General features: G+C 70.7%; 15 protein-coding genes. 3 read left to right on the plus strand and 12 right to left on the minus strand.

The genetic code is table 11. The features are described from left to right. Positions 1–11: 11 nt before the first annotated feature. The 4 genes from ACTJJP_RS15415 to ACTJJP_RS15430 form a co-directional block, all read right to left on the minus strand. Positions 12–1,346, minus strand: a complete 1,335-nt coding sequence (locus tag ACTJJP_RS15415; protein WP_440775861.1) for a carbohydrate ABC transporter substrate-binding protein — start codon at positions 1,344–1,346, stop codon at positions 12–14. A 299-nt stretch (positions 1,347–1,645) separates the two neighbouring features. Further along, a complete protein-coding gene (locus ACTJJP_RS15420) occupies positions 1,646–2,269 on the minus strand; it encodes a hypothetical protein (protein ID WP_440775862.1) in 624 nt (207 codons plus the stop codon). Between the two features lie 88 nt (positions 2,270–2,357). Beyond that, a complete protein-coding gene (locus ACTJJP_RS15425) occupies positions 2,358–5,453 on the minus strand; it encodes a discoidin domain-containing protein (RefSeq protein WP_440775863.1) in 3,096 nt (1,031 codons plus the stop codon). Positions 5,454–5,495: 42 nt separating this feature from the next. Beyond that, positions 5,496–6,434, minus strand: a complete 939-nt coding sequence (locus tag ACTJJP_RS15430) for a peptidyl-prolyl cis-trans isomerase (protein WP_440775864.1) — start codon at positions 6,432–6,434, stop codon at positions 5,496–5,498. Between the two features lie 83 nt (positions 6,435–6,517). On the opposite strand from ACTJJP_RS15430, the gene ACTJJP_RS15435 reads away from it, so the two are divergent. Further along, positions 6,518–7,441, plus strand: a complete 924-nt coding sequence (locus tag ACTJJP_RS15435; protein WP_440775865.1) for an ROK family protein — start codon at positions 6,518–6,520, stop codon at positions 7,439–7,441. A 30-nt stretch (positions 7,442–7,471) separates the two neighbouring features. Here ACTJJP_RS15435 and ACTJJP_RS15440 read toward each other — a convergent pair whose 3' ends face one another. The 7 genes from ACTJJP_RS15440 to ACTJJP_RS15470 form a co-directional block, all read right to left on the minus strand. Beyond that, entirely contained in the window at positions 7,472–8,143 is a 672-nt protein-coding gene (locus ACTJJP_RS15440; protein WP_440775866.1) for a response regulator, read from the minus strand. Further along, positions 8,140–10,749, minus strand: a complete 2,610-nt coding sequence (locus ACTJJP_RS15445; protein WP_440775867.1) for a DUF4118 domain-containing protein — start codon at positions 10,747–10,749, stop codon at positions 8,140–8,142. Before ACTJJP_RS15445 ends, ACTJJP_RS15440 begins: the two co-directional genes overlap by 4 nt. 487 nt (positions 10,750–11,236) lie before the next feature. Beyond that, positions 11,237–11,827 carry a K(+)-transporting ATPase subunit C gene (gene kdpC, locus ACTJJP_RS15450; RefSeq protein WP_440775868.1) on the minus strand — a complete coding sequence of 197 codons (591 nt, stop codon included), beginning with the start codon at positions 11,825–11,827 and terminating at the stop codon, positions 11,237–11,239. A gap of 10 nt (positions 11,828–11,837) precedes the next feature. Then, positions 11,838–14,219, minus strand: coding sequence for a potassium-transporting ATPase subunit KdpB (gene kdpB / locus ACTJJP_RS15455; protein WP_440775869.1), 2,382 nt, complete (start codon positions 14,217–14,219; stop codon positions 11,838–11,840). After that, entirely contained in the window at positions 14,219–15,904 is a 1,686-nt protein-coding gene (gene kdpA / locus ACTJJP_RS15460) for a potassium-transporting ATPase subunit KdpA (protein ID WP_440775870.1), read from the minus strand. Before kdpA ends, kdpB begins: the two co-directional genes overlap by 1 nt. 3 nt (positions 15,905–15,907) lie before the next feature. Beyond that, positions 15,908–15,997: a K(+)-transporting ATPase subunit F gene (kdpF, locus tag ACTJJP_RS15465; RefSeq protein WP_440775871.1), complete on the minus strand. Its 90-nt coding sequence runs from the start codon at positions 15,995–15,997 to the stop codon at positions 15,908–15,910. Then, positions 15,994–16,158 carry a hypothetical protein gene (locus tag ACTJJP_RS15470; protein WP_440775872.1) on the minus strand — a complete coding sequence of 55 codons (165 nt, stop codon included), beginning with the start codon at positions 16,156–16,158 and terminating at the stop codon, positions 15,994–15,996. Before ACTJJP_RS15470 ends, kdpF begins: the two co-directional genes overlap by 4 nt. A gap of 369 nt (positions 16,159–16,527) precedes the next feature. Here ACTJJP_RS15470 and arfB point away from each other — a divergent pair, with 369 nt between their 5' ends. Further along, a complete protein-coding gene (arfB, locus tag ACTJJP_RS15475) occupies positions 16,528–16,947 on the plus strand; it encodes an alternative ribosome rescue aminoacyl-tRNA hydrolase ArfB (RefSeq protein ID WP_440775916.1) in 420 nt (139 codons plus the stop codon). A 42-nt stretch (positions 16,948–16,989) separates the two neighbouring features. Here arfB and ACTJJP_RS15480 read toward each other — a convergent pair whose 3' ends face one another. Beyond that, entirely contained in the window at positions 16,990–17,703 is a 714-nt protein-coding gene (locus tag ACTJJP_RS15480) for a Pr6Pr family membrane protein (RefSeq protein WP_440775873.1), read from the minus strand. 45 nt (positions 17,704–17,748) lie between these two features. On the opposite strand from ACTJJP_RS15480, the gene ACTJJP_RS15485 reads away from it, so the two are divergent. Then, complete coding sequence (locus ACTJJP_RS15485; RefSeq protein ID WP_440775874.1) at positions 17,749–18,219, plus strand: hypothetical protein; 471 nt, start codon at positions 17,749–17,751, stop codon at positions 18,217–18,219. The last annotated feature ends 18 nt before the right edge of the window (positions 18,220–18,237 follow it).

The raw sequence follows: 18,237 nt of genomic DNA on the forward strand, positions 1-18,237 counted from the left end.
GGTGCAGGAGACTACTTCGCGGCGGCGCCGAGGCGGTTGCTCGCCTCGTTCACCTGGTCCTGCCACTGGTCGAGAGTGACCGTACCGTTGATGATGCTGTTGGCGGTGTCGAACAGCGTCGCCTTCAAGTCGACGCCGGGCACCGGCTCGGTGGCGGCGAAGCCGCCGACGAGCGCCTTGACGTCCGGGAGGCTGTACGAGGCGTAGAACTCGGCCGAGTCGCCCGACAGCGTGTCGGCGAGGCCCGTGATCGGCTGGACGGCACCGGTCTCGGCGGAGATCGCCGCGGCCTTGTCGGAGTACAGGAACGCGATGAAGTCCTTGGCGGCATCCTTGTTCGTGGCGCCGCTGGGGATCCAGGCGTTCTCGACGAAGGTGGTCAGGTAGCGGTCGCCACCGGCCTCGGGCGCGGGCACGGGGGCCAGACCCCAGGCGAAGCCGTCGGCGCGGGGAGCGTCCTTCATCTCGTTCGCGATCCAGGTGCCGTTGGGCATGAACAGGACGGTGTCGTCGAGGATCGTCTGCTGGTTCTTCGTGAAGTCCTGGCCGTTGGCATAACCGACGGTCGAGGGCGCGGTGTAGTCGGTCAGCAGCTTCGTGGTCAGCTCGAGGGCTTCACGCGCCTCGGGCTGCTCCCACACGTTCTCTTTGTAGGTGACGACGTCGCGGTAGAAGTCGTCGCCGCCGATGGACGACAGGAGCGCGAAGAAGTACGAGTCCAGGTAGCCCGCGGTCGGGTACGTGAACAGCGAGATGCCCTCGGCCTTGGCGGTGTCGCCGAGCGCGAAGAAGTCGTCCCACGTGGTCGGCACCTCCCAGCCCTTCTGGTCGAACAGGCCCTTGTTGTAGACCAGGCCGGTCGGCGAGGCGTACATCGGCATCAGGTAGACCTGGTCGTCGCCGTAGGGGTTGGTGTTGAGGTTTCCGACGATGCCCTCGGTGAGCTTCGAGCCCACGGTCACGTCTTCGCCCGGCACGGTCTCGTCGAGGACGCTCGTGAGGTCCTCGAGTCCGCGGTCGCGGATGAAGCCCTCGGTGAAGCCTTCCTTGGCGCCCTGGCCGAGGATCACCACGTCGGGGAAGTCGCCGGCGGCCACCTGGGGCGTGAGCTCCTGGGCGAGGGTCTTGCTCGTCGTCAGCTCGATGGTGACGTCGGGCGCCACCTCTTTGTACGCGTCGACGACCTGCTGGTACATCTCGGAGCCGTAGCCGCCCTCGAAGGCCGCGATCTTCAGCGTGCCCGTCGAGCTGCCGCCCTCGGCGTCGGTCTGTCCGCCGGCGCATCCGGCGAGGAGGCCGATGGTGGTGAGCATCGCCACCGCTCCGGCGAGTGTCGTCTTCTTCACGAGATTCCTTTCGGGTGATGCGGTGGTCGACTCGGGTGTCGGCCCCCGCTGGTGCTGTGTGTCAGCGATGAACTTCTTTGTCGCATGCCCCAGTGGTGCTCGGGTCCGATCATAATGGCAGCAATTGGCATCGATGACAACTGGTGACAAATGGTTGTGCCTCCACCGTTACGCAACGGAAACGAGGCACGGGGTTTCCGCTGCTCCCCGTGATCTACGGGCGTTGGGGGAGGGCAGGGAACACGGCGGATCTCATGCGTGAGGCCCGATCGACGCATCGACCGGGCCTCACAGGTGGGTCACTGGAACAGCGACAGGGTGATGAGCGACGAGTACTGACCGGCGCTGACGTTCGCGGGAACCCGCAGGGTCAGATCCGCCGTCGCGGTCGTCGTGACGCCGCCCTCGGGCAGGACGTCGGCGTCGCGGAGGAAGAGCAGTTCCTGGTCCTTCAGCCCGCGGCTCTGGGCGCTGCCCGCCTCGCCCTGCAGTGCTCCATCGACGTCGCCGCCGACCGAGACGGCGTCGTCCTCCCCGCTGACCAGGCGCGGGCTCCATCCGAGGTACTTCGCCTCGATGACGTCTCCGTCCTCGCTGGTGAAGTCGCTGGCCGAGCCCAGCACCGACCACCTGGCTCCGCCGGCCGTCTGTTCCGGATCGCGGGTGTCGGTGACCGTGACCTCAGGCAGGACGCCCGTGAACTGGCGGGCATCCCCGCTCGAGCCCTGCTCGGTGAGCGTCGCGCGCCCGGGGGCGACGGTCAGGGCCAGGGTCCCGGGGCCCTCCTGCGGCGTGACCGCCACGTCGACCCCGATCTGACCGGTGCCCACCGGGTCGGCCGCGACCGCGGCGATCGCGGCACCGCCGGTCGTCATGAGTGCGGCTGCCAGAACGGCGATTCCCGCCCGTGTGGTGTTCTTCATGTTCTCTCCTTCGATCTCGGGTGTCGGACGGGCTCGGGTGCCCGTCCGGAGCAGCGGGCGGGGGCGTCGCCGGCCCCCGCCCGCTCTCTCAGTTCTGGGCCCCGTAGGACGCCTGGACGCTCGTGCTGACCTTCGTGCCGTCCACGGTCGCGGAGGCGGTCACGGTCGCCGCGCCCGCGGGGATCGCGGACTTGGTCGAGTTGATCGACACGCTGACCTTCGCCCCCGGCTGCACCGTGGCGAACGACTTGTTGCCGTACGCGGTGGTGACGACGATGCGCACCGGCACGGTCGAACGGTTCACGGCGGTGACCGTGACGTACGCCTTGCCCGCGAGCTTCCGGGTGGATGCCGTCGCCTCCACCGAGAGGGGGTTCACGGCCGCGATCGCCGCGTTCAGGGCGGTCGTCGCGTTCGCGATGGCCGTCTGCGTCACGGTGTCGTTGCCCGATCCGGCGCGGGTGCGGTTCGCGGCGTCGAGGACGCTCTGAGCCGCCTGCTTCTGCGTCTGCAGGGCGACGTGCGCGGCGGAGGTGCCCGGCGCGACGGCGGCCGCTGCGGCCAGGGACTTCTCGAGAGCGGTGGTGTCGCCGATCTCGATCGTTACGCGCGTGGTCTTGTTCGAGGTGAAGTCGAACACGATGCCGGAGGTGCCCAGTTCCTTGTCGGCGAAGAACGCCGGCGTGAGCGTGTACACCTTCGTCCCGGCGTCGTCGGAGACGGTGTAGTCCGCGGCATCCAAGCTGCCCACGAGGGCGCCGGACGTCGTGACGTAGCCGAGCGAGCGGACGGTGTCTCCGCCGAGGTCGACCCGGTACGACACGGTGTTGCGCGCGGACGACGCCTGCGAGGCGTTGCGGTCGTAGAAGCCGGCGGTGGGCGTCACCACCGGGTTGGTCTGCACCGTGCCGTTGTTGAACACCTTGATCTCGCGCATGGTCGGTGCGTAGATCTGGCCGGCCTTGATGCCCGCGATCGACAGGCGCAGCTTGCTGCTGGTCTGCGCGTCGAAGCGGACGACCTTGCTGGTGCCCACGCCGTCGCCGGACGTGAACGTCACCCACGAGCCGGTCGTCGCGTCCCACCGCTGCAGCGAGAAGCCCGCGATGCGCGCGTCCGTGCCGGAGTCGGTGTACTCCGCCAGGTCGACCTCGTCGAAGCGTGTCGGTGCGCCGAAGTCGATGTCGATCGTGAGGGGGTACGTGGCGTTGTCCGCCGCTGCCCACCGCGTGCTCGCATCGCCGTCGACGAGGTTGGCCGCCTTGAGCGAGAAGTTGTTGTGCGGGTGGGTGGAGCTGGCTACCGCGGTCTTTCCGAGCGCGAGGTTCGTGCGCGTGTCGACGCCCACGTTCTCGATCGGGTCGGTGTCGACCGGCGCGGTCACGACGGCACCGCGAGCGGCTTCGAACAGGCCGATGTCGGGCGCCGACCCTCGGTAGTTGGGGTTCCCGAAGAAGTCCGTCGTGCCGATGCGCTCGTTGTAGCGGCCCTTGTCGATGAGGGGCGAGGTGTCCTTCAGCGTGAAGAGCCCGGCCGACTGGCGGATGTTCTCCACTCCGGCATTGCGCGCGTAGTCGGCCACCTTGCCCGTGAACTGCGGGTCGGCGGTGATAGCGGCGTCATCCTTCGGCTGCTGCGGCGACGCGACGCCCCCGGTCTCGAAGTAGGCGTTGTGGGAGAACACGCCCAGGTCGAGCGCGCCGTCCTTGCGGTACCAGGTGGTCGGCGTCGTCGAGGTGTTGTAGAAGACGTTGTTGAAGAAGTAGACGCGGCTCTTGAGCACCTCGTCGTGGAACTGGTGCAGTTTGCTGCCGTCGTAGACGAAGACGTTGTTCGAGACGTAGGTCGGCGAGTAATTCGTCGACAGCATGTTCTTCCAGATCACGCCGTTGTCGTTCACCGACAGGTTGTACCGCGCGATGGAGTTGCTGCTGTTGCCCATGTACGACATCCAGCCGCCCTGGTTGTCGTGCGAGTAGTTGTACTCGTACGTGACGTTGAAGTTCGTGAATTCGAGGTCCCACGGGGTGGCGTCGTACTCGTTGGCCGGGCCGCCGTAGATCTCGTTGAAGCGCATGGTCGAGTCGGCACCGGCCCACAGGTACAGACCGGCCGAGACCTGGTTGTAGCGCTGGAGCCAGCCGTTGGCCTCGTTGTACTCCGCCAGCAGGCGCTGCGTGTCGGCGAACTGGTACGGGCCCTGACCGATGCTCTCGGCGTAGTTGTGGCCGATGTAGACGTCACGGCTGTAGAGGTCCTGGTCGCGGACCCACAGCTGCTCCCATCCCTCGTGGAACTTGCCCGTCGAATCCGTCGTGCCCTGGGCGTCGCCGAACCAGTTGAAGGCGAACTGCACCGCGTGCAGCTCCACGTCGGTGAAGGTGTTGTTCTCGATCCGGATGTCCTGGAAGTGGTAGCCGCCCTTGCCGTACGCGGTCCACTGCTGCGATCCGAAGACCTGGAAGTTGACGCCGCCGTAGTGGATGCGCTGCCAGCTGCTGGGGCCGTCGATGTTGTGCACGTCGAGGTTGGAGATGCGGATGCCGTCCATCACGGTGTCTGCACCGGGGGCCAGCTTGTCGGCGTTGATCGACACCGAGACGCCGTCGCGAACGAAGCTACCGCTCGTGATGTTGGTGGCGAAGTCGTCGTCATTGGACAACTCGAGGTTGGCGATGTGCACGTACTCCTGGTTGCGCAGGTTCACCGCGCCCGTCAGGCCCACCGTGTCGGGGTTCTTCAGGCCGTTCGACGAGAACGGGGATGTGACCTTGCCGTTCGTGCGGATGTAGGGCAGTCCCGCCGCCTGGTCACCGTAGGCGTCGATGACGATCGGCTTCGCCGCCGTGCCCGAGCCCTTGGGCCAGAGCTGCTGGTCGGCCCACGTTTCGCCGCCCTTGAGCAGGATGCGGTCGCCCGGCTGGAAGGTGGTCGAGTTGACCCGGGCGAGGCTCTTCCACGGCCGATCGCGGGCGGTGCCCGCCGCGGTGTCGACGCCGGTGCTGGCGTCGACGAAATAGTCGGTGCCGCCGTAGGGGTTGGCGACATTGCCGGCCCAGGTGGCTGCGTCGTCTCGCCCGGCGGCGCTGGCCGCGGGGACGACGGCGCCCCAGATCAGGGCTGAGGCGGCGGCGGTGGCGACGGCGTAACGGAACCAGTGGCTCCGTCGTCGTGCGTGTGTCACGGGACTTCTCCTTCGGGGTAGGGGTGGTGCGGGTGGAGCGGGTCAGGGGGTGGCGACGACCTGGGCGGACCGGGCGTCGGCGATGAGGGCGTCGAGGTGTTCGTCGACCAGCACCGAGCGGATGCGGGTCGCGTAGTGCGCGTACGCGGCCTCGGTGTCGACCGATCGCCCGTCGAGGCGGTAGGCGACCCAGCCGCCGCGTTCGGCGAACGGGCCGAGGAGGGCTCCGTCGGGGGCTGCGACGAGGGCGGCGGTGGCGTCGGGGCTCAGCGCCGCCGCCGCCAGTTCTTCGGCGGTCACGGTCACCGCCTCGCCCGCGGACGCACCGAACGTCCGCGCGGCGTCTCCGTCGCGGATCGCCTCGGAGACGGCGGCGTCCGGGCCGCCGTCTGCGGCGGTGGGAACCTCGACGCGGGTGAGGTGATAGCTCGTGGCGGCGTCGGCCCACTGCGCGGGATCGGCGTCGAAGCGGTCGCGGACCTCGGCGTCGGTCACGTCGACCCCGGCCGCGCCCGACTCCAGCCGCGCGAGCGTTGCCTGGCGGATGTCGGTCAGCGATTTGCCGTAGAACGACGCGGCTTCGTAGGTCACCGGCCCGTACAGCACTTCGCCGGCGGTCGCGCTCGATTCGCGTTGGGCGTTCACCTCGTCGAGGACGCCGAGGATGTCATCGGGCCGGGTGACGTCGCTCGCGCCGACCGATCGTGCGACGGTGAAGAGGGCCAGGTCGTCGCGGAGCGCGTCGAGACCGGCGTTCGGGTCGGTGGTGTCGGCACCGGTGCGCTCGGCGCGGACGGTGCCGAGCGCGAGCTCGGCGTCGGACAGCTGCATGTCGTCGATCCGAGGGCCCGCGCCGGACGCCGCACTGCCGGCACCGACGCCGACGATCACAGCCACGAGGCTCGCTGCGGCGAGGGCGACCCCGACGACGGTCCGGGTCGAGCGGCCAGAACGGAGAGGTCGGGAGGTGAGAGGGGGCATCTTCGTCCTTCCAAGGGTGGCATGATAATGACACAGAATGATATGGATAACAATGCTTGAACAAGTGGCGTGAGGAGCGGCCCGTGACAAACCGAGGATCCGGGCGGGGTGTCTACGCCGGCGTCGACGTCGGGGGGACCAAGACCGCCGCGGTGATCATGGGTGAGAGGGGCGAGGTGCTCGGGCGCGCGCGTCGGCCCACCCGACCCGGCGGGGCGGGGGTCGTCGCATCGGTCGTCGGGGCGGTCGCCGACGCGCGGCGGGTCGCCGGCACCACCGCACCGCTGCGCGCGGCGGGTGTCGGTGTGCCGGGGGCGGTGGACCCCGTTCGCGGCTTCGTGGGTCGCGCCGTCAACATCGGCCTCGACGGCTTCTCGCTCGCCGACGCCGCGCAGGCCGCGCTGGGCGTCCCCGTGCGGGTCGACAACGACGTCACCCTGGCCGCGCAGGGTCTCGCGCACGCTCTCGGAGAGTCCTCGCTCGCACTGATCAACCTCGGAACGGGCTTCGGAGTGGGCGTGGTGCTCGACGGCGCCGCCCTGCGCGGGCACCGGGGCGCGGCCGGGGAGATCGGTCACCTCCCCTTCGACCCGCGGGGGAGCCGATGCGGATGCGGGCTCATCGGATGCCTGGAGCTCTCGGCGTCCGGGAGTGCCCTCGCCCGCGCTGCGGGAGGACGCAGCGTCCCCCAGCTCTTCGCCGACGCCGCAGCGGGGGAGGCGTCCAGCGCGACAGCCGTCGACGCGTTCTGCGCGGCGCTCGCGCTGGGCCTGCGCATCGTGGTGCAGGCCTACGACGTCGACACGGTGGTCCTGGGGGGCGGCGTCTTCGCCTCGCAGGAGGCCTTCATGCCGCGGGTGCGCGCCCTCATCGACGACCAGGCCGCGTCATCGTCCTTTCTCCGCGACCTCGGCATCACGGAGCGCCTGCGCATCGTCGAGGACACGTCGTCGTCGGCAGCCGACGGCGCCGCGAACTGGGTGCGGGAGCCGTCGAACGTCGCCTGAGCGCCGGTAGCCGGCGGCGGGAAACCCTGGTCACACGACCAACCGGTACCCCATCCCCTGCTCCGTCAGCAGGTGCACCGGCGCCGAGGGGTCGGCCTCGAGCTTCTTGCGCAGCTGCGACATGTACAGCCGCAGGTACCCGCTGTCGGCGACCTGCTCGCTCGCCCAGATCTCCTTGAGCAGCGTCTGGCGCGTCACGAGCGACCCGGGGTTGCGGGCGAGGAACTCCAGCATCCGCCACTCGGTCGGGGTGAGGTGCACACGGGTCCCCTCCCGCAGCACGGCCTTGGCGGCGAGGTCGACCTCGACGTCGCCGAAGCGCACGACCGACTCGCCGCCGGAGGGGACCGACCGGCGGGCGTGCACCCGCAGCCGCGCGAGCAGCTCGTCGATCTGGAACGGCTTGGTGACGTAGTCGTCGGCGCCGGCGTCGAGGGCCTCGACCTTGTCGGCCGAGCCCGTGCGTCCCGAGACGACGATGATCGGCGCGGTCGTCCAGCCGCGCAGGGCCTGGATCACCTGCACACCGTCGAGGTGCGGCATCCCCAGGTCGAGCAGCACGATGTCGGGGTGCGCCTGGGCCGCGAGGGTGATCGCGGCGGCGCCGTCGGCGGCGGCGACCACGTCGTAGCCGTGGGCGGCAAGGGTGATGCGCAGGGCACGGACGAGCTGGGGGTCGTCGTCGGCGATCAGGACCTTCACGGGGCGTCCTCTCGGGTTCCGGATGCCGTGGGCCGCGGCGCGGGCGTGGAGAACGGCCGCGCGGACGCCGGGGGCATGGGCGCGGGCTCGGCGACGCCGGTGTACGGGTCGTCGGCGGGGCCGTCGTCGGAGACCGGCAGCGCGATCACCATCGTGAGGCCGCCGCCGGGGGTGTCTTCGGGCGTGAGGGTTCCGCCCATCCCCTCGGCGAACCCGCGCGACAGGGCGAGACCGAGCCCGAGGCCGGCGGTATTGTCGGTGTCGCCGAGACGCTGGAACGGCGAGAACATGTCCTCGCGGCGTTCGGCGGCGATGCCCGGGCCGTGGTCGATCACGCGGATCTCGGCGGTGCCGCCGAGGCGGCTCGTCGCGATGCGCACGCGTCGACCCTCGGGCGTGTAGCGCTCGGCGTTGGTCAGCACGTTCACGAGCACGCGCTGCAGCAGCACCGGGTCGGCGCGCAGGGCGGGGAGATCGGGATCGAGGGCGAGCTCCACGGCATCCGGGCCCAGGTCGAGCTCGTCGAGCGCGGTGAGCACGACCCCGGCGGCATCCACCGCCGTGAGCGACACCGCGAGCACGCCGGCCTGCACGCGACTGACGTCGAGCAGGTCGGTCACGAGCACCGACAGGGTCGCGAGGCTCTCGTCGGCGGTCTCGAGCAGCTCGCGGCGGTCGTCGGCCGAGAGGTTGTCGCCCGCGGCGCGCAGGCCCCCGAGGGCGGCGACGGCGGCGGCGAGCGGGCGGCGCAGGTCGTGGCTGACGGCCGAGAGAAGGGCGCTGCGCACCTGGTCGGTCTCGGCGAGGGCGCCGGCCTCGGCGGCGGTCTCGGCCAGGTCGGTGCGCTCGAGGGCGGCGGCGAGCTGTGCGACGACGACGTCGAGCAGGCGCCTCTCGCCGGCATCCAGGTCGCTGCCGTGGAGCTCGAGGCGCGCGCGGTCGTTGCCGACGGGCACGATGGTCGAGCGGCCGTCGCGGACGGGTTCGCCGTCGGTGGCCAGCGTCGACCCATCGGACGCCACGAGCCGCACGCCCGCGAGCCCGAACGCCTCGCGGGCACGGCTCACCAGAGCCGGCACGGCGCTCTCGCCGCGCAGGACGCTGCCGGCCACGGTGGCGAGCAGCTCCGCCTCGGCGGCGGCACGGCGGGCCGCGCGGGCGCGACGGGCGGCCTGATCCACGACGACGCTCACGAGTGTCGCGATGATCACGTAGAGCGCGAGGGCGATCGCGTTGGCCGGATTGCTGATGGTCACGGTGTAGAGCGGCTCGATGAACAGGAAGTTCAACGTGACACCCGACAGCACGGCCGCGAACACCGCGGGCCAGATCCCGCCGATCAGCGCCACGATCACGACGAGCAACTGATAGACGAGCACGTCGGCGGCGACGGAGTCGTCGCTGCCGGTCGACAGCAGGAGCAGGGAGATGAGCGGTCCGCCCACGAGCGCGGTGACGAAGCCCAGGATGCGACGCTTCGCGCTGAGCGCGGGACCGGTGAGGCGGGGGAGGGCGAACCGACCGCCGGCGCGCGCGTGGTTGACGATGTGCACGTCGATGTCGCCGGAGAGACGGATGACGGTCGCGCCGATGCCGGGACCGGTGAGGGCGGCCGCCACCCGACCGCGGCGGCTCACGCCGATGACGAGCTGCGAGGCGTTGACCGACCGGGCGAAGTCGACGAGCGCGGTGGCGGGGTCGTCGCCGACCACCTGGTGGTACGTGCCGCCGAGCGTCTCGACGAGCGCGCGCTGCTCGGCGAGGGCCCCGGGGGCGCTCGCGCGCAGGCCGTCCTGCGTCGACACGTGCACGGCGAGCAGCTCGCCGCCCGCCGACCGCGCGGCGATGCGCGCGCCGCGGCGTAGCAGCGTCTCGCCCTCCGGTCCGCCGGTGAGGGCCACGACCACGCGCTCGCGCGCCTGCCACGACCCCTCGATGCCGTGCTCCGAGCGGTAGCGCTGGAGGGCGGAGTCGACTTCGTCGGCGAGCCACAGCAGCGCGAGTTCGCGCAGCGCCGTGAGGTTGCCGAGACGGAAGTAGTTCGACAGGGCCGCGTCGATGCGCTCGGCGGGGTACACGGAGCCCGCGGCCAGGCGGTCGCGCAGCGACTGGGGTGCGAGGTCGACGACCTCGATCTGATCCGCCGCGCGCACCACGGCATCCGGGACCGTCTCGCGTTGCACGACGCCCGTGATCTTCTCGACGACGTCATTGAGGGAGGCGATGTGCTGCACGTTGACGGTCGTGATGACATCGACGCCCGCCGCGAGCAGCTCCTCGACGTCGACCCAGCGCTTGTCGTTGCGCGAGCCGGGCGCATTGGTGTGCGCGAGCTCATCGACCAGGGCGATCTGCGGTCCGCGCGAGAGCACGGCATCCAGGTCCATCTCCTCCAGCGCGACCCCGCGATGGGCGACGGTTCGCCGGGCGACGACCTCGAGCCCCTCGGCCTGGGCGGCGGTGGCGGCGCGTCCGTGCGTCTCGACGACGGCGATCACGACGTCGCGTCCCTCGTCGCGGAGCCGGCGGCCCTCCTCGAGCATCTCGTACGTCTTGCCGACACCGGGGGCCATGCCCAGCAGCACGCGCAGCCGCCCGCGCTTCACGATGCGCCTCCCACCCGCGAGGCTGACCCCGCGCGGCGTGAGGTCCCTGAGCCTGTCGGAGGGACCGGCGTGGGTGGGGTCCCGGTGGCTTCGACGGGCTCCGCCATCTGGTGGGCAGTGGGCTCGATCGGAACCCAGGTCCCGGAGCCTGTGGAAGGGGCCGGCGTGGGTGGGGTCCCGGTGGTTTCGACGGGCTCAGCCACCTGGTGGGCAGGTGGCTCGGTAGGAACCCAGGTCCCTGAGCCTGTCGAAGGGACCGGCGTGGCTGGGGTCCCGGTGGCTTCGACGGGCTCCGCCACCTGGTGGGCAGTTGGCTCGGTCGGAACCCAGGTCCCTGAGCCCGTCGAAGAGACCGGTGCCTCCGCGGGCGCTTCGACAGGCTCAGCGACCGCTCTGCGCGCGGCGGCCGCTCCGGGCGCTTGGCGCCGCCGCCGCGCGAGAGGCGCGACGGCGGCGGGTGACAGACGCATGTCCCTGATTCTCGTCGTCAGAGCGCGTCGAGCGCGCGATTGAGCTCGAGCACGTTCACGCGGGCCTCGCCCAGGAAGCCCAGGTCGCGGGACTGCACGTGCTGCTGCACGAGCGCCTCGAGGTCGGAGACCGGGATGCCGCGGGCCTCGGCGACCCGCGCCGCCTGGCGCTCGGCGTTGGCGACCGAGATGTCGGGGTCGAGGCCCGAACCCGAGGCGGTGACGGCGTCGGCGGGGATCGAACCGGAGCCGTCGAGCTCGCGGGACTCGGCCTGACGCTCCTCGATCGACGAGATGAGGTCGTCGTTCTCGGGGCCGAGGTTCGATCCGCTCGAGGCGGCGGAGTCGTAGCCGTCGCCGGCGGCGGACGGCCGCGACTGGAAGTACTCCGGCAGCGCCGCGCCGTCGGCATCCGTGAAGGACTGACCGATCAGCTGCGAGCCCGCGACCTGCCCGTCGGCGGAGCGCACGAGCGAGCCGTTGGCCGGGAAGGGGAGGGCGACCTGTCCGACGGCGGTGATGATGAGCATGTAACCGACGCCGAGCAGGGCGGTGAAGACGAGCATCGCGCGGACGGCGACGCCGGCGGTACGCAGGGTGGTGCGCATGAGGGGCCTTTCAGAAACCGGGGAAGAGGCCCACGACGAGGTCGATGAGCTTGATGCCGATAAAGGGGACGAGGACGCCGCCGAGTCCGTAGACGAGCAGGTTGCGGCTGAGGATGCTCGACGCGCTCGCCGCGCGGTACTTCACGCCGCGGAGGGCGAGCGGGATCAGCACGATGATCACGATCGCGTTGAAGATGATCGCGCTGGTGACGGCGGATGCTGGCGAGTGCAGGCCCATGACGTTCAGCACGGCGAGTCCGGGGAAGACGCCCATGAACATCGCCGGGATGATCGCGAAGTACTTCGCGATGTCGTTGGCGAGCGAGAACGTCGTCAGCGCGCCGCGCGTGATGAGCAGCTGCTTGCCGATGCGCACGATGTCGATGAGCTTGGTCGGGTCGGAATCGAGGTCGACCATGTTGCCGGCCTCCTTCGCGGCCGAGGTGCCCGTGTTCATCGCCACGCCCACGTCGGCCTGCGCCAGAGCGGGGGCGTCGTTGGTGCCGTCGCCGGTCATCGCGACCAGGTTGCCGCCCTCCTGCTCGCGCTGGATGAGGGCGAGCTTGTCTTCGGGGGTGGCCTCGGCGAGGAAGTCGTCGACTCCGGCCTCGGCGGCGATCGCCTTGGCGGTGAGCGGGTTGTCGCCCGTGATCATCACGGTGCGGATGCCCATGGCCCGCAGCTCGCCGAAACGCTCGCGCAGCCCGTCCTTGACGACGTCCTTGAGGTGGATGACGCCGAGCACGCGGCCGACGCCGGCGGAGGTGGCTGAGCTCGTCGAAGCCACCGGGAGCTGCGGGGTGCCGGTCCCTTCGACAGGCTCAGGGACCTCGGTTGCAGGGGAGGTGGCTGAGCTCGTCGAAGCCACGGGGCGTTGCGGGGTGCCAGGCTCAGGGACCTCGGTTGCAGGGGAGGTGGCTGAGCTCGTCGAAGCCACCGGGCGTCCCGCCGGAGTCCAGGTCGCGACGACCAGGGGCGTGCCGCCCGACTGCGAGATGGCATCCGTCGCGCTCTGCAGCTGCGCCCGCAGCGCCTCGGGGACGGGGGAACCAGATGCCGCGAGCCACGCCACCACGGCCGACGCGGCGCCCTTTCGCACCTGCGTGCCGTCGACGAGGTCGAGCCCCGACATGCGCGTCTGCGCCGTGAACGGAACCGGCTCGGCCCCGCGGGGCATCTCGGCGACGATGCCCTGCGCGGCCGCCAGTTCGACCACCGACACGCCCTCGGGCGTGGGGTCGGCCTGCGACGACAGCGAGGCGAACTCGGCGAGCATCGGCCCACCGACCCCGTCGAGAGGCACGAATGCCGACGCGCGGCGGTTGCCGTAGGTGATCGTTCCGGTCTTGTCGAGCAGCAGGGTCGTGACGTCGCCCGCGGCCTCGACGGCGCGGCCCGACATGGCCAGGACGTTGCGCTGCACGAGACGGTCCATGCCGGCGATGCCGATCGCGCTCAGCAGTGCCCCGATGGTCGTGGGGATGAGGCACACGAGCAGCGCGACGAGCACGGGGATCGACACCGGCGTCGCGGCGTATGACGCGATCGGGTTCAGCACGAGCACGACCACGACGAACACGATCGACAGGCTCGCGAGCAGGATGTTCAGCGCGATCTCATTGGGCGTTCGCTGGCGAGATGCGCCCTCGACCAGGGCGATCATGCGGTCGACGAACGTCTCGCCGGGCTTCGACGTGATTCTCACGACGATCCGGTCGCTCAGCACGCGGGTGCCGCCGGTCACCGCGCTGCGGTCGCCGCCCGACTCGCGCACGACCGGGGCGGACTCGCCCGTGATCGCCGATTCGTCGACGGTCGCTATGCCGTGGACGATGTCGCCGTCGCCGGGGATGAGCTCCCCGGTCTCCACCAGCACGATGTCGCCGACGCGGAGGTCGCCCGAGGGCACGTCCTCGGTGGAGGCTCCGGATGCCGCGGGGTCGGCCGCGTCGTCGTACGACACGACACGGCGGGCCGACGTGGTCGTGCGGGTCTTGCGCAGGGTCGCGGCCTGCGCTTTGCCACGGCCCTCGGCGACCGACTCGGCGATGTTCGCGAAGAACACCGTGAGCCACAGCCAGACGGCGATGCCCCAGGTGAACCCGAACGGCAGCTGCTGGTCGGACGCTGAGCCCGTCGAAGCGTCCCCGAGGAACGGCTCGGCGATCGCGATGAGCGTGGTCAGCGCCGCGCCCACCCACACGAGGAACATCACGGGGTTGCGCCACTGGGCGGCGGGGTTGAGCTTCTTCGCGGCGCCCGGGAGGGCGGCCACGATCTGCGCGGCGCTGAACGCCCGGCGCGGGGCGGGGGCGTCGGACCCTGCGACGGGCTCAGGGGTCGACCCTTCGACGGGCTCAGGGACCGGCGAGGAGGAGGTGAGTGTGGACATCAGCGGGTCAGTCCTTCAGCGAGGGGTCCGAGAGTGAGGACGGGGAAGTAGGTCAGGGCGGTGACGATCACGGCGACACCGGCGAGCAGGCCCGCGAACTGCGGGCGGTGCGTCGGCAGCGTCCCGACGGTCGCGGGCACGGCATCCTGGGCTGCGAGGGCACCGGCCAGGGCCAGCACGAACACGATCGGCAGGAACCGGCCGAGCAGCATCGCCACCCCGAGCGCGGTGTTGAACCACGGGGTGTTGGCGGTGAGGCCCGCGAACGCGGAGCCGTTGTTGTTCGCCGCCGAGGTGAAGGCGTAGAGCACCTCGCTGAGTCCGTGCACGCCGGGGTTCCAGATCGACGTCGACTCGACGTCGGAGCGGATCGCGGGGATGCCGAAGCTCAGCGCGGTGCCGGCGAGCACCAGGGTGGGCGTGACGAGGATGTAGAGGCTCGCGAGCTTGATCTCGCGCGGCCCGATCTTCTTGCCGAGGTACTCGGGCGTGCGGCCGATCAGCAGTCCGCCGACGAACACGGCGATCACGGCGAGGATCAGCATGCCGTACAGGCCCGAGCCGACCCCGCCGGGGGCGACCTCGCCGAGCATCATGTTGATCATCGGCATCATGCCGCCCAATGCCGTGTAGCTGTCGTGCATCGAGTTGACGGCGCCGGTCGAGGTGAGCGTGCTCGTCGAGCCGAACAGCGTCGAGCCGAAGATGCCGAAGCGCACCTCCTTGCCCTCCATCGCCGCGCCGGCCAGCCCCGGCGCGGTTCCCGCGCCGACCGTCTCGGCCCACGTGAGCAGAGCGGTGGATGCCACGAAGATCGCCGCCATCACGCCGAGGATCGTGTAGCCCTGGCGGTCGTCGCCGACCATGCGGCCGAAGGCGCGGGGGAGCGAGAACGGGATCACCAGCATGAGGAAGATCTCGAAGAGGTTCGTCCACGGGGTCGGGTTCTCGAACGGGTGCGCGGAGTTGACGTTGAAGAAGCCGCCGCCGTTGGTGCCGAGCAGCTTGATCGCCTCCTGGGATGCCACCGGCCCGCCCGGGATCGACTGGGCCGCACCCGTGAGGGTCGTGGCATCCGTGAATCCGGTGAGGTTCTGCACGACGCCGCCCGCGAGCAGCACGACGGCCGCGACGGCCGCGAACGGCAGCATCAGGCGGAAGGTGCCGCGCACGAGATCGACCCAGAAGTTGCCGATCACGCCGCTGCGGCGGTACGCGAACCCGCGGACGAGGGCCACGGCGACGGCGATGCCGACCGCGGCGCTGACGAAGTTCTGCACCGTGAGCGCGGCGAACTGCACCGTGTAGCCCAGGGTGGACTCGCCCGCGTACGACTGCCAGTTGGTGTTGGTGACGAACGAGACGGCGGTGTTGAACGACAGTGCTTCGCTCGGGGCCTCGAGCCCCAGCGCGAACGGCAGCACCGGCTGCAGGCGCATCAGCGCGTAGACGAAGACCACGCCGACGACCGAGAACAGCAGGACGGAGCGCAGGTAGGCCTGCCACGTCTGCGCGCTGCGCGCGTCGACGCCGATCAGGCGGTAGAGCCCGCGCTCGACGGCGAGGTCGCGCTCGCCGGTGTAGATGCGGGCGATGTAGTCACCGAGGGGGCGGTAGGCCAGGCCCAGGGCGACGATGAGGGTGAGGCTGGTCAGGACGATCGACCAGAGGGTTCCGGCATCCATGGGTCAGAACGTCTCGGGACGGACGAGGGCGACCACGAGATACACCACGGCGGCGACCGCGAGGACCGCGGCGAGGATCGAGAAGAAGATCACGGCCGGTCGCCCCCGTTCCGGCATGCCGCGGGAGCGGACGGGCCGGGGGTGCGGGCGGACGAGGGGCGGGCTTCGGGACCCAGCTTCTCGACCCCCTTGGCGACGAGGGCGACCAGCGCGAACAGCGCGACGGTCGCGGCGAGGAAGACGGCATCGAGCACGACGACTCCAGGATCGGATGCAGAACCGCGGCAGCACCGCGGGCGCCGCGGGGCGGCACGTGTGTCGATACAACTCCGCCGCGCCGCGGCATCCGCGGGCCCTAACGCTTTCCCTACGGCTCGCTGACGGACGCATACGGAGTGCTGACGGTCGCGAGCCCGAGCCCCCGCCGTGCGCCGCCGTCAGCGCGATGCCCGCTTCCGTGTCGCAAGCAGGGTCACGCGGGCGACACGACGCAGGAGTTCCGTCGAGCTGGTGCCGCGGTCCGGGTCGGCGCCGGCGGCCCGGAGTCGGAACTCCTGCGTCGTGTCCCGGCGCCACGGATCGCACGGCGGGACCGGCGGACGCAAGATGGAGGCATGGCCGACATGGACGTGCGCGTGACCGCGGGACTCACCATCCCGGCGGCCGAGCTGTCGTGGCGGTTCTCGCGCTCGTCGGGTCCGGGCGGTCAGGGCGTGAACACGGCGGACTCCCGGGTGGAGCTGATGTGGGATGCCGCGGCATCCGCCGTTCTGTCCACGGTGCAGCGCGAGCGCGTCCTCGAACGGCTCGGCAACCGCCTGGTCGACGGGGTGATCACGATCGCGGCGTCGATGGAGCGCGCCCAGCTGCGCAACCGCGACGCCGCGCGCGCCCGCCTCGCCGCCCTCGTGGCTGATGCGGTGCGGCCGCCGGCGCCGCCGCGTCGCGCGACGAAGCCCACCCGCGGGTCGAAGGAGCGCCGCCTGAAGGCGAAGCAGCGTCGCACCGACGTCAAGCGGATGCGGCAGCGGCCGACCGACTGACGCGCGAGGGGAGACGGGCCGCGACACGCTGGGCCCGGATCCTCATCGGCGGTCGGATGCGGAGACGACCGGGAGCCTCGTCGCGAGTGTCAGGAGCCCGGTCACCGTCAGGAGCGCGCCGGCGAGCACGGCGCTGTAGGCGACGACGCCGGCATAGCTTCCGACCCACGCCGGGTCGAAGAACACGTAGGGGTACCAGTTCAGCGCCCGCCCGCGCACGGCCGTGAGAATCGTATAGGCGAACGGGTAGACGAGCGCCCAGAGGGACAGGCGAAGCGCGAGTCGGCGGCGCCCGGGCAGGACGAGGAAGTCGATGACCGCGTAGACGGGCACGACGAAGTGCAGAACCTTGGACGACGTCGGCACGAGGAAGGCCAGATCGCTCAGTCCGGCCGTCTCGATCAGGATCGCGAAGGTGACACCGGAGATGATGAGGTAGCTGGTGATGATCACGCGAAGCGTGGTAAGCCAGGTCCGCTCACGGAGTCCGAGAATCGTGCAGACGATGAGGAGGCTGGTCACGAGGACGAAGGCGATGTTCGATTGAATCGTGAAGTAGCTCAAGAGATTGGTGGCTCGACAGGTGCGGGATGCGAAGACGCAGTCGGCGCGAGAGATCAGCGCCCACGCGGTCGTGACGAGCGCGGCCGTGCGGGCGGCGATGGAGATGACGCGAATGGTGACGACGGGCGTGCGAGGCGCCGCGCGATGAGAACCCGCCTCTTCGGCCGATCCATCCGGCGCCAGCCCCCTCACGGATGCGAGCCTAAGGGACGGGTGATCGCTCTGAGCGTCGTCGCCGTGACTCTCTCGCTTTCCGGTTGCAGCTCCGCCCCGGCGGCATCCCCTTCCCCCACGTCCTCGCCGGGTCGGGCCATCGGACCGGGTGGATACGACGATCTGGCACAGGCCTGCGCGGGAGTGGCCGACGATCTCATCACGTTCCGCACGATCAGGGGCTCGGTGGAAGTGGGCCTCGACCGGGAGGGGGGTGAGGCGATCCTGGAGGAGCTCGAAGAACGTCAGGCGCTGGCGCCTCAGTCGCTGACGCGCTCCTACCGTTCGGCGAAGGCCGCCATCGAGGGCCTGATCGCCGAGATCGACGCGTCGCCCACCCGGGCACCGTCCGGGACGGCCTCCCCGGCGTTCCCCTCTGCGCGGGAGACGACAGCGACGCCCGCGCCGCGCGTCGGGGCATCGGTGCCCGATCTCATCGATTCCTCCGCCGATGACCTGAATACGTGGCTGAGGAGCAACTGCGCCGGGGTGTGAGCGCGCTCCGAACGCCCC

This window comes from Microbacterium sp. 22296 (assembly GCF_052045385.1).
Lineage (GTDB): Bacteria > Actinomycetota > Actinomycetes > Actinomycetales > Microbacteriaceae > Microbacterium.

Excerpts from the sequence above, each read along its gene's own strand:
- ACTJJP_RS15420 (WP_440775862.1), bottom strand. The coding sequence starts at position 2,269 with ATGAAGAACACCACACGGGCGGGAATCGCCGTTCTGGCAGCCGCACTC.
- ACTJJP_RS15430 (WP_440775864.1), bottom strand. The coding sequence starts at position 6,434 with ATGCCCCCTCTCACCTCCCGACCTCTCCGTTCTGGCCGCTCGACCCGG.
- kdpC (WP_440775868.1), bottom strand. The coding sequence starts at position 11,827 with ATGCGCACCACCCTGCGTACCGCCGGCGTCGCCGTCCGCGCGATGCTC.
- kdpB (WP_440775869.1), bottom strand. The coding sequence starts at position 14,219 with ATGTCCACACTCACCTCCTCCTCGCCGGTCCCTGAGCCCGTCGAAGGG.
- kdpA (WP_440775870.1), bottom strand. The coding sequence starts at position 15,904 with ATGGATGCCGGAACCCTCTGGTCGATCGTCCTGACCAGCCTCACCCTC.
- arfB (WP_440775916.1), top strand. The coding sequence starts at position 16,528 with ATGGACGTGCGCGTGACCGCGGGACTCACCATCCCGGCGGCCGAGCTG.